We start from the raw sequence: 10,908 nt of genomic DNA, 5'->3' as shown, positions 1-10,908 counted from the left end.
ACCGATGACCATGCAGGGCGCGCAGCGCCTGCGTGCCGAACTGGAAGAACTGAAGTCGGTCAAGCGGCCGGCGGTGATCAACGCGATCGCCGAAGCGCGCGCACACGGCGACCTGAAGGAAAACGCCGAGTACCACGCCGCGCGCGAGCAGCAGGGCTTCATCGAGGGCCGGATCAAGCAGCTGGAGGGCGAGATATCGCATGCCGAGATCATCGACGTCAGCAAGCTGGATGCCGGTTCGCGGGTGGTGTTCGGCGCCACCGTGACCCTGGCCGATGTCGAGACCGACGAGGAGAAGCGCTACCAGATCGTCGGCGATCTGGAGGCGGACATCAAGCAGGCGCTGATCGCGGTCTCGTCGCCGTTGGCGCGGGCGCTGATCGGCAAGCACGAAGGCGATGCCGTCACCCTGGACGCTCCCGGCGGACGTCGCGAATACGAGATCGTCGGCGTCGCCTACCTCGGCTGAGGCGCCGATGCCTTCGGCCACGCTGCTGCTGGCAGAACGCCCGCGTCTCGGCCGGCAGACCTTGCCGGACGCATTCGGGCGGGCGCTGGCGCGGGCCGATCGCGAGCAGGGCGAAAGCGGCGAAACCGCGCAGCTGCGGCGGCATTTCCGCCTGCTGCCCGATCACTGGCCAGTGGCGGCGCTGACCCGGCAACTGGACGCTGGCGATGCCGCCGGCGCCTGCTGGCTGCGTGCCGATCCGGTCCACATCGCGCCCGATATCGACGGCGCACGCATGCTGGCGCATGGCGAGGCGCTGCAATTGCAGGCCGAAGACTTGGCGGAACTGCTGCCTGCGTTGCGCCCGCTGTTCGGCGACGCCGGTTTCGCGCTGGATGCGCCGTCGCCGTCGCGCTGGTACCTGCGCTTGCCGGAAGGCGCCCGCCTGCCAACCTTCGCGGCGCCCGAAGAGGCATTGGGTGATGACCTATACGCACATCTGCCGCCAGGCGATGCCGGCCGTCGCTGGCGGGCACTGCTCAGCGAGACGCAGGTGATCCTGCACAACCATCCGTGGAACCGGCAGCGCGCCGCTCGCGGTCAGGCGGCGGTCAATTCGCTGTGGTTCTGGGGCGCGGGCCTGCTGCCCGATTCGGTCGCAGCGTCCGCGACGCGGGTACAGTCGGCCGATCCGTTGCTGCGTGCGTTGGGTCGTGCCGCCGGCCTGGACGAGCGCGAGGACGGCGAGGGCAATGTGCTGATCGACCTACGCCACCTGCGTTCGCTGCAGGCACTGGTCGATCAAGTCGTGCTGCCGCTGCTGGAGGAACTGAAGCGCGGACGGCTCAACGTGATGCAACTGGACTTTGCCGATGGTGCGCAGTTTCGCCTTCGCCGTGGACAGCGCTGGCGGTTCTGGCGACGTGGAATGCGGGCGCTGGACGCATGACGCCCGCGCCGAAGATTCGTCGTCGTGCCGCGGCCGAAGTCGGCGGCGGATGGCCGGCGACGCTGCCGCCTTTGCTGCAGCGGATCTATGCAGCACGCGGGGTGAGGGATCCGGCGCAGGCGCAGCCGGGGTTGGCGAGCCTGCCGCCGCCGCAGGCCCTGATGGGCATACCGCAGGCCGTGGATCTGCTGATGAAGGCGATCGAAACCGACCGCCACATCGTCGTGGTCGGCGATTTCGACTGCGATGGCGCCACCGCCTGCGCACTGGCCGTGCGCGGCTTGCGCATGCTGGGGGCAACGCGGGTCAGCCCGGCGGTACCGAACCGGATCGCGCACGGTTACGGCCTGTCGCCCGGGCTGGTCGAGGAACTGGCGGTGTTGCAGCCGGAGTTGCTGGTCACCGTCGATCACGGCATCGCCTGCCATGCCGGCATTCGCCTGGCGCGGGACAAGGGCTGGCAGGTGCTGGTGACCGATCACCACCTTCCCGGCGAGACGCTGCCGGCGGCCGACGCTATCGTCAATCCGAACCTGCCCGGCGACGGCTTTCCTAGCAAGTCGCTGGCCGGGGTCGGGGTGATGTTCTACGTGCTGGTTGCGTTGCGTGCGGCCTTGCGCGACGTGGGCCGGCTGGCCGAACCACAACCGGAACTGGCAGAACTGCTGGACCTGGTCGCGGTCGGCACGGTCGCCGACTTAGGTGGGGGCGGATCTGGACACTTTCTTCTAGGGTCAAAGCTCCTAGACCTGCCCTAGATCGGTCTTTGCCCCCCTAAATCCTGAGAGGGATATTGACTGGTTGCCCTTCTACGCAACTTTCGTTAACGTCTTAGGCGCGGCATGTATTGGACTTATAGATAAGTCTATTTATATCAATGATATAAACTTCATAGGTGTTCACTTTGAGGCCTGACCGAGTTAGCTTGGCGTATAGGGTGATTCCGTTCCTGGATCAGGACGCAACCAGCCGGTACGTCTTGATGCATCGCGAATCCGGTCGACTGCCGATCGCGTCGTCCATCTATGAAACGCATCTCGCTCAGAAGAGCGACTCGCAGAAGACAAGGTCAGGATCGCTATACGGGATCGCAAGCTTGTACTCATGGGCTGACGAGCGCGGCGTTGACTTGGATGCACAACTCCTGAGTGGTGAAGGCTTGGCGCCGTCGCAGATCTCCGCTTTCTCGGCCTGGTTGCGGGTACGGCTAGGTGAGGACGGGAAAGCAAGGCTCACGCCTGAATCGAGAACCACACACAACCAGACCCTGCACTTCTGCCGACAAATCTGTGTGCATTTCATAACTCAGTATGCGACATCGAATTCAGCAGTCGCAGAACGCGTTATGCAAATCGAACTTCTTGCCAACTCGCAAGGTCGCGAGTGGACAAGGACACGGATCAAGACGCGGAAGAAGAGAGTAGCGCCAGATCTGACGGACGAAGAACTGGCGCGGATCGAAGAATTTCTATTACCTGAAAATAGAAGTAGGAACGTCGGCCAAGATATTGCATGGCGGGACTATCTACTTTGGAGATTGACGATTGAGTTCGGCTTGCGACTTGGTGAGGTGCTAAGCCTGAGGCTCCAGGACTGTCCGGCGTTGGGTCGCAACTACATTAGTGTCGTCAGGATCGAAGAGCGTGACGACGGAGTGATTGACTCGAGAGGAGCGCATGCCCCAAGGCCAAAAACCCTAAGTCGCGACCTTCGCTTTCTATGGAAGGAGACCAGGTTTCCGCATCTAATTGCCCAATACACGACTCGCTTTCGTCGCGCCTCGGTCAAGGAGCATGGCCGCCAGGTATATCGGTGGGTCCTTCCCCATCCATTCCTGATCGTAGCAACGAACGGTAAGCCGCTTTCTATCAGCACTGCGAATGATGTGGCGTCCGCGATCAAGGCGGCAACTGGCATCAACTTCCACTGGCATCTGGCACGACACGCCTTCTTCAATCGGATGTACCTGCGCGCCAAGACCAATCAGGAACTGCAGGATCTTGTGTACTGGGGTGGCTGGGAGAGCGAAAAGAGCCTTGAGATCTATTCAAGACGTGCTCGAGCCGACCGAGCGAAGGGAGTGATGCGATCCGAAAATGAGAACTGGTCATGGACGGCATTGCAATGATGCAGAACCATGAAACTGGCCTGTGGGAAGGTTCGGACGGACGCAAATTCGTCCGCAATGAATTCAATCCAGACGCCCCAGTGTTTATCGACGTAACGGATGATGTCTGGCGGTTCAGCCTGGGTGGTTCAGCGAGGAGGTTGGATTGGCGACAGGGCGGACTGTCAAATGCTGTTGTTGAGCCTTTGCAAGTTATTGCATTGGAGCAATTGCGAACCAAATCCGCGTCGTGGGCGCAGCACGTGCATCGGATGTTGCATGGCCTTGTTATGGCGGCAAACAGTCTGGGGATAGAGCTTTCAGGTGGGCTTGGCGCTCTGTCCATCAAGGAATGGGCAGCAATGTGGGTGCTGCTTTCAAAAGAAGCTCGAACAATGCTCCGAATCTTCTATAGGGAGATGGCTCAGCGATCAATGGCGGGAGCGAGCCCAGCTATCGCACTGGAAATGGACGAATGGGTCGCGTGGCCACAACCGGCGGGCATGCAGGACGTACTGACCTGGAATGCAGAGACTGGGGCATACACGTCGGGGGAGTCGGAACTGGCCCGACGCGCATTGGCCATGCCCGTAGGTGATGAATCTGATGTTGAATGCATTATCCGGGTTTTTGGCTGGATTCTCTTTGAGACCTATAAGCGTCCACTGCAACTACTTGGTATGCGCAAAGATGCCTTGGTCACCTATAAGGGGCAACGCTGGCAATACTTTTTAAGAATTCCGAAGGTAAAGGCGCAAACGGGCGATGTTGCCGAGTTGTGGCCTGTAAGCGAGGCGCTGGGGAAATCGATACAGGCATTGGGCGACCGCCCATTACTCTTGGCTCTACAGGAAAAATTCGACCGATTGATTGTCGTGCCAGGCAGAAAACAAGGCGGCAACAATCGAAATGCAACCACTATCGGTTCGCGCGATCAATACGGTCTAGAACTTCCGATGGAGTGGCATGAGCATGGGCAGGTACCTACGGGCACCATGACCAGATTGCTGCGTCGATGGAGTATTGAAAGCAATATCGTCAGTCCAAGGACTGGAAAGGTACTTGTTTTTGGAGCGAAGCGCGTTCGTCATACCGGCGGAACGCGTCTTGCCATGCAGGGTACTCCTCGAGACGAAATCCAGACAATCTTCGAGCACGATGATCCTACATCGGCTCAGGCCTACATTGATGCGGTGGCTTCGGAGTTGCTGCCTGCCATCGAGCGAGCAGACCGTGCACTAGGCGGGCTATTCGCCGGTCTTAATGCGGCCTTCTTTCAAGGCGTGGTTGTACCTGCGTTAGGAGAGAAGCAAATTCTCGTTCCCGATTTTCACTCGGGCGCCCCCGCTGTCGTTGGCTCATGTGGCAGCAGCGGGGCGTGCCCAACTCATCCGTTTTGGGCGTGCTACGGAGGATGCCCACATTTTCAAGCGTGGCGGGATGGCGATCACAGCGCTTCAATGAAGTATGTCCAGCGCGAACATGAACGATGGAGCCATGCCGAGGCTGGAAAAGAGCGCAGCAAATTGGGCAAGGATTTTGAACAGGTATACGCCGGGATCAAAGACGTGATCACGGCTATTGAAGAGGGGCATTAGGATGTCGGCCGCACTTTCTCGTTGGCTGCATGAGCACACGGCGGATTCCTCAATTTCGGAGTTGGGGTCGCATTTGCTCGCCTTGATTCCGCCTGGAGCGTCATTCGAATCGGATCAATGGAATGTAATTTCATGGGTGTTACGTCCTGGCAATGGCATCAGCAGATACCTCTACTTTGACAAGATCGTTCATGCCAACTTGAAGGCGGCATGCAAGATTTGGATTCTCCATGGACGGATGACACGAAATCTTGGAGAAGGTTCGGCTCAGGCCCGCTTAACGGTCGTGGCAATTTTAGGGGAAGTTCTCGGGGCACGGTCATTCGACACGCTCAAGAACGAAGATTTCTACGCTGCAGAACGGCGGATCAGAAAGAATCGCGCAGCTGCGGGCGCATACGGACTATGCAAGGTGCTCGCGACGTTCGCGAAGTGGCTGAATTTGCGGACGCGATCGAGACTGAGCTACGTCTCCGGCATGAAGAAGCCAGCTAAGCACGGGCGCAAGGGCAATGATGCAGGTCGCCATGAAAAGTTAATGCCAGACGAGGTCATACGCGACCTGATTGCTGTCAATTCAAGAGACGATATAAGTGACATCGATCGCTTCTATCTGCAGATTTTCACTATCGATGTCGGGGCCGGATTTCGTGTGGGCGAGTTGGCGAATTTGCCGGAAAATTGTCTCATCGAGCACGATGGCGCCTTGCAATTGCTGTACTTCCCCGAGAAGAAAGGGCGTCCCGTTCCAAAGGTGGTGCCTCCCAGTCTAGTGCCGGCAATCCGTGCCGCTGTTTCCGCATTGAAATCTTCCACCGAGGATTTGCGAAAGCTTGCCGCGCAACAGCGTGAGAATGAGCCAGTCGATTGGCTTAAGGTGTCTTCCAATGAGGCGGCTGCATGCTACTTCACATCAAAATTCGCGCACGAATGGACCGCAGATCCAGCCAATCGGCTCATTAATCCCGATGCGGTTTGGCACAAGTTCAAGAAGAAGCTGATCGATGCGATCGGCACGTTAGAGGAGTGCGGTGGTAATAAGTCTGAAGCAGGTCGCAGACTGGGCGTGACGTACATGAGCCTGGAAAGGATGCTGGCCGAGCAGCGTGCCGCCCGCGCAGGTGAGCTCCGCACCATGACCTGCAAGGGGAAGGAAATACGCAGTTGGAATTTCGATCCTCGACTCATTAACGAGAATCAATTCAAGCTGCGCGCGCGAACCACAACACACAAGCTGTATCCGTCTGTCCGAGCGATCATTCAAGACGCCAGAGAAATGCAGTTGCGAGGAGAGTTTTATCCGAATCCGGTTAGAGATGAAGGCCTGGAGGCCCAATTCAAACGATCATTTGCCCTCATTAGAGGCCCAGGGGGAGAGTCATACCTGGAAGCTCACGAGGCGTTGCTGCTCCGCAGGCGCGGCCGGGGTGGAAATTCTCGCACTAGCGATTTTCTAGCGGTCACCGTCACCGACTTGGCGCGGTGGCTAAGTCGAAATGATGGAAAAACAAAGATTAGTGTTTTTCAGAGATTCGGGATTGTAGATCCAAGGACAGGCGAGATCGCCAAGTTTACTTGGCATGACGTGCGGCACTGGCTCAACACACAGTATCAGCGAGGCGGTCTTAGTCAGCAGCAGATTGCTCTGATCTTTGGTCGCAAGGACGTCGGTCAGAATGCCACATATGACCAAACGTCGAGCGAAGAGCGAGCAGAACGCTTAAGGAATGCCGTGCGAGACGGAGTGATCGTCGGCGAGATCAGCGACACATATTCGCGTCTGGCGGATATCTCTAGAGAGCAAGCGGAGGAATATCTGGCGGGTGCACTGCGAATGATAAACATCATGCCGCACGGTCTGTGTACCCTAAATTGGGCAATGAACCCGTGCCCACACTATCTCAGCTGTTTCACCTGCGGTGGAGATAGTGAGGAGAATAGTGGCGCTTGCGAGCATCTGATCGTAGATCGCAACAATTCTGGGCATGTCGCTGAGATCAGACGCCTTCGTAGCGAGGCGCAGGTGGCGCTGAAAGTTATTCCTTCGGAGTCTCCCATGTTCAGTCATTACCTGCGTATTTTCAGTAATACGACCCTCAAGCTGGAGCAGATGGGGCTCGGAGTCGAGGTTGTAGCGAAATGAGAAAACAACTTCGCGGTGAAGAATTGTCTGGTCGCATTCGCACGGTAATTCATGAGTTGGCGGATGAGGCGGCGAAGCTCGGGAAGGGCTACGTATTCAATGCGAGCGAGGTTTCGGCACGTGTGCCCGCATCGAGAACGACTCTAAGGCGTTATGATCATGTTGTAGCGGAAACGCTGAAATCGTTGAAGGCAGGGCGCCGATCTACTTCAGGCGAAGCATTGATTGCGCTGTTCCGCGCTCAAAACGAACGGCTGCAAGAAGAACTAGCTGTGGCTCAACGTCAAGTTCAAGCGCTTCGACAGCATCATGTCGAAATATATAGGCGGTTTCACCACAGCTCCGCGGATATAACGCCTTTGCTGACCCCGCTTCTGGCAGAGGAATGCAAGGAGGCTTCAGCTTGCCTGTTCTGTGGGGGTGACATTTCTGCAGTCAAGAGTCGGAAGGCAGGCAGCAATGTCTTCCCAATCAAGCCTTCTGCAGGAAAGCCTGGGCGATGACAGACAGCACAAACATGATGCTTAAGGATCGATCGCGCGATAAGCCTGTGGAGGAGCAGGCCATTAGTCTCGGCTATACGCCGTTGCAGGCGCGGGTGATATCAGGTCGATTACATGGGGTTTCCTTCTCGCAGCTTCGCTCCCTAATTATCCCATCGCCTAACGAGATCGATGGGCCGCACGCATTGCCCGACATTGATAAGGCCTCCGGGCACCTTGCCGACGCAATCTCTGCGCACACACCAATTGCTCTGGTTACTGATCACGATGCTGATGGCGCCACTTCCCACGCGATTCTCAAAAACGCTCTAGTGGCGATGGGGTATCCGGTTGGCCGAATCTATAGTTTTCTCTCGCATAAGATGATCGAGGGGTACGGCCTCAGCGATGCGCTAGTCGATCGCATGCTCCCTCAGCTTCCGCCAAGCACGTGCATTATTACGGCGGATCAGGGGAGTACCGATGAGATGCGAATCTCCCGGTTGGTCGCTGCTGGCCATTCCGTCGTGGTGACGGATCATCACGGCATTCCCGAAGAAGGGCCGCCGCAATCAGCTCATGCCGTGGTGAACCCGGTGCGGCGCGATAGCAAATTTCCAGATAAGGCGATAGCCGGTTGCCATACCGCATTGCTGGTCATGGCGGCTACTCGCGAGCTGTTAATTGAGCGTGGGTCTTTAACCCCGGAATCGCCACGTGTCTCTGATCTTCTAGATTATTGCGCGGTTGGGACCATTGCGGACGCGTCGTCTCTTGCGTACTCGCTAAACAATCGAATGATCGTGCAGCGCGGGCTCCGTTTGATGAATTCGAAGCCGCGACCTTGTTGGCAAGCTATGCGCCGCTTGCTAAAGAAGGAAGGGGACTGGACAGCTGCCGATATTGCATTTCAGATCGCGACACGCATAAATGCTAGAGGCCGGCTAACCGATGCCATGCTGGGGGTGGAGTTTCTGTGTGCCACCAGCGAGGAGGAGGCATTCCGCATCCTCCAGGAACTTGATTCCAACAATCGCGAGCGAAAGGACATTGAAGCGACACTGCGCAGTATTGCAGAACCTTTGGCTAAAGCCGGTATCCGCGATGGGCGACTCGGACTCTGTCTATGGCTGGGGGAACGGTCGCATGCAGGGGTTCACGGTATTACCGCCACTCGAATGGTGGAGCAGTTCGGATTGCCAACGATATGCCTATCGCCGCTTGCGAGTGACGAGAGCATTGCCACCGGATCAATACGAACAACGCCGCACGTTAACGTCCTGCAAGCGCTGACATTAATTAAACAACGCTGGCCAGGCCTATTGTTGAGCGCTGGCGGGCATCGTGGTGCGGGCGGGCTCAAGGTGAAGCGAAGCGATATTCCCACCTTGGTTGATGCATGGGATACGTGTGTCAAAGAAGCCTATGGCGAAGAACTGCCATCACCGTATCTGCTAGTTGACGGGTTGCTCGAAGCACCTGGTTTAGATCATGTACGCGAGTTGTCGGCGTTGGAGCCCTATGGCCGAGAATTCGAGCAGCCAATATTCATGGGTACTTGGCGCGTGAACGATATGCGCCTGATTGGCGACGGAACCCACTTGAAGTTACGGCTCTCAAACAGCGCAACTGACATCGATGCGGTCTGGTTTGGAGCCAACAAAGAGGGGAACCCTCCTGTCAGTGTTGGAGTCAGCGTGACGTTTGCTTATTGTCTGGATGCGCAAAGTTACCGCGGCAACACCCGGCTGCAGCTGATAATTCGGGGGATCGATTTGCGTTGATTGTGCAGTTTGGATGACCTAGCCACGCGTTGCGAAATGAGTGGGACAGAACCGTCACGATCCGCAGCATCTGTTAAACACGACAATGTTCGAGACCGTGGCCAATCAACACCTCTGTACTTGGCCACCCTGTCCAATAGAGTTGTCCCAAGCGCGTCAGCCTATGAACGAAGCCGCGACCCAATGCGCTTTCAGGTTGCGGGTTAAAGGGCGGAAACGAACAGCCATCCCACGTGCCGCTCGCTACTGAAGTCGCACGTCGGCGTATTTCCTGATAGATCGTGTCGCGCAGGCCATCCACCTGGGGTCCGTGCTGCATGGCCATGGAAGCGCCACGCCGTACTGCCGCCCAGGCACAGTAGCGCCACTGGGCTACCGTTAGTACTACTCCGCTTTCCCGATAGGCGAACGCGATGTCCTGTGCCCACTCACCGGAGAACCGATGCTTCAGCAGTTGCTGCTCGAAGAAACGTTCGGCCTCGGCGGATCCCAGTTCGGTCCAAAGCCGCAATCGTTCTGCCGTCGTAAAGTCGTCGCGTTCCAGGGAGTTGAAGTAGTCATCCAGCGCATCGACCAACCGCTCCGGCTCATACACGGCCCAGGACAGATGCCACTGCAAGCCTTCGATCGGCGTGATCCGGGCATCGGGCTTTAGTTCCCAGCGTGCCTCTGGCCAAGGCACTTCGATGACGCCGCGCTCCTGTAAGTACCCCATAGCTACCAGGGTCATCCGCTTGGTCTGCGCGATCGGTAGGCGGTATTCCTGCCCAGTCAATAGCGCCCATAGGTACAGGCATCCTCTTAGCCCGAGTTCATCGACGGTGGCGGGGGCGGGCGACGCCATGTAGGGCAGAGGTGGTTGTTGGGGCTCTAAGAATAACTTAGTATCCAAGAACCGGTCACTTCCGCCATCCTTAAGGCTTCCTTAGGGGGTGGTAGTGACGACTCGAACGGCAAAATACCCGGTTTTTGCGCTACGACTGGCCCAGGCGCGTGAGCGCTCAGGCCTGTCGCAGACGCAACTCGGTGTGCTTGCCGGCTTGGATCCTGCCGTGGCCTCTCCCACAATCAATCAATACGAGCGCGGCAAGCACGAACCCCAGCTCAAACGGGCTAAGCGGCTAGCCGAGGTGCTGGGCATCCCGCCGGCCTTTCTCTATACCGAGGACGACCTGCTCGCTGAACTTCTGCTGCAGTGGAACGGCCTGTCCCTGCGCAAGAAGAAAGAGCTGGTCAAGCTGGTCGAAGCTAACAAGGCGCCAAAAGCGAAGAGATCACGCAGTGCCGCGGAATAGCTAGGCACCCAGCCGAACAGTACTGCGGTGGTGGGCAAATGCAGGCGGATGGCGACCATCGCCACCAGCGGCAAGCCGGCCAGCAGGAGAAGGTGAGGCCAG

9 protein-coding genes and 1 pseudogene are annotated in these 10,908 nt (G+C 57.8%); 9 read left to right on the top strand and 1 reads right to left on the bottom strand.

Annotated elements, in window-relative coordinates; translation table 11 throughout:
• The first annotated feature begins 4 nt into the window (after nucleotides 1–4).
• The 8 genes and pseudogenes from greA (at nucleotide 5) to CSC70_RS09345 (ending at nucleotide 9,511) form a co-directional block, all read left to right on the top strand.
• Nucleotides 5–469 carry a transcription elongation factor GreA gene (gene greA, locus CSC70_RS09380; protein ID WP_484573205.1) on the top strand — a complete coding sequence of 155 codons (465 nt, stop codon included), beginning with the start codon at nucleotides 5–7 and terminating at the stop codon, nucleotides 467–469.
• Between the two features lie 7 nt (nucleotides 470–476).
• Complete coding sequence (locus tag CSC70_RS09375) at nucleotides 477–1,397, top strand: phosphoglycerate mutase (RefSeq protein ID WP_162456379.1); 921 nt, start codon at nucleotides 477–479, stop codon at nucleotides 1,395–1,397.
• Nucleotides 1,394–2,098, top strand: a pseudogene (locus tag CSC70_RS09370) (single-stranded-DNA-specific exonuclease RecJ); the annotation flags it as partial. The gene CSC70_RS09375 and the pseudogene CSC70_RS09370, both read left to right, overlap by 4 nt.
• Before the next feature lie 236 nt (nucleotides 2,099–2,334).
• Nucleotides 2,335–3,525, top strand: a complete 1,191-nt coding sequence (locus CSC70_RS09365) for a tyrosine-type recombinase/integrase (protein WP_130522623.1) — start codon at nucleotides 2,335–2,337, stop codon at nucleotides 3,523–3,525.
• Nucleotides 3,507–5,102, top strand: coding sequence for a site-specific integrase (locus tag CSC70_RS09360; protein ID WP_162456377.1), 1,596 nt, complete (start codon nucleotides 3,507–3,509; stop codon nucleotides 5,100–5,102). The genes CSC70_RS09365 and CSC70_RS09360 overlap by 19 nt, the downstream gene beginning before the upstream one ends.
• Before the next feature lies 1 nt (nucleotide 5,103).
• Nucleotides 5,104–7,245: a hypothetical protein gene (locus CSC70_RS09355; protein ID WP_162456376.1), complete on the top strand. Its 2,142-nt coding sequence runs from the start codon at nucleotides 5,104–5,106 to the stop codon at nucleotides 7,243–7,245.
• A complete protein-coding gene (locus tag CSC70_RS09350; RefSeq protein ID WP_130522620.1) occupies nucleotides 7,242–7,748 on the top strand; it encodes a hypothetical protein in 507 nt (168 codons plus the stop codon). The genes CSC70_RS09355 and CSC70_RS09350 overlap by 4 nt, the downstream gene beginning before the upstream one ends.
• Entirely contained in the window at nucleotides 7,745–9,511 is a 1,767-nt protein-coding gene (locus CSC70_RS09345; protein WP_130522619.1) for a single-stranded-DNA-specific exonuclease RecJ, read from the top strand. The genes CSC70_RS09350 and CSC70_RS09345 overlap by 4 nt, the downstream gene beginning before the upstream one ends.
• 73 nt (nucleotides 9,512–9,584) lie before the next feature.
• Here CSC70_RS09345 and CSC70_RS09340 read toward each other — a convergent pair whose 3' ends face one another.
• The gene (locus CSC70_RS09340; protein WP_130522618.1) at nucleotides 9,585–10,355 is read right to left on the bottom strand and encodes a hypothetical protein; all 771 of its coding nucleotides are present in this window, start codon (nucleotides 10,353–10,355) and stop codon (nucleotides 9,585–9,587) included.
• 94 nt (nucleotides 10,356–10,449) lie between these two features.
• On the opposite strand from CSC70_RS09340, the gene CSC70_RS09335 reads away from it, so the two are divergent.
• Nucleotides 10,450–10,806, top strand: coding sequence for a helix-turn-helix domain-containing protein (locus CSC70_RS09335; protein ID WP_130522617.1), 357 nt, complete (start codon nucleotides 10,450–10,452; stop codon nucleotides 10,804–10,806).
• Nucleotides 10,807–10,908 lie beyond the last annotated feature (102 nt).

Origin of the sequence: Pseudoxanthomonas kalamensis DSM 18571, from assembly GCF_010211745.1 — a bacterium.
GTDB classification, from domain to species: Bacteria; Pseudomonadota; Gammaproteobacteria; order Xanthomonadales; family Xanthomonadaceae; genus Pseudoxanthomonas_A; species Pseudoxanthomonas_A kalamensis.
The sequence above is the reverse complement of the archived record's forward strand: the minus strand, read 5'-3'. Positions and strand labels throughout refer to the sequence as shown.

What these genes read in the sequence shown, in the direction of transcription:
- greA (WP_484573205.1), top strand. Translation starts at nt 5, where the DNA reads ATGACCATGCAGGGCGCGCAGCGCCTGCGTGCCGAACTGGAAGAACTG.
- CSC70_RS09375 (WP_162456379.1), top strand. Translation starts at nt 477, where the DNA reads ATGCCTTCGGCCACGCTGCTGCTGGCAGAACGCCCGCGTCTCGGCCGG.
- CSC70_RS09360 (WP_162456377.1), top strand. Translation starts at nt 3,507, where the DNA reads ATGGACGGCATTGCAATGATGCAGAACCATGAAACTGGCCTGTGGGAA.
- CSC70_RS09355 (WP_162456376.1), top strand. Translation starts at nt 5,104, where the DNA reads ATGTCGGCCGCACTTTCTCGTTGGCTGCATGAGCACACGGCGGATTCC.
- CSC70_RS09350 (WP_130522620.1), top strand. Translation starts at nt 7,242, where the DNA reads ATGAGAAAACAACTTCGCGGTGAAGAATTGTCTGGTCGCATTCGCACG.
- CSC70_RS09345 (WP_130522619.1), top strand. Translation starts at nt 7,745, where the DNA reads ATGACAGACAGCACAAACATGATGCTTAAGGATCGATCGCGCGATAAG.
- CSC70_RS09340 (WP_130522618.1), bottom strand. Translation starts at nt 10,355, where the DNA reads ATGGCGTCGCCCGCCCCCGCCACCGTCGATGAACTCGGGCTAAGAGGA.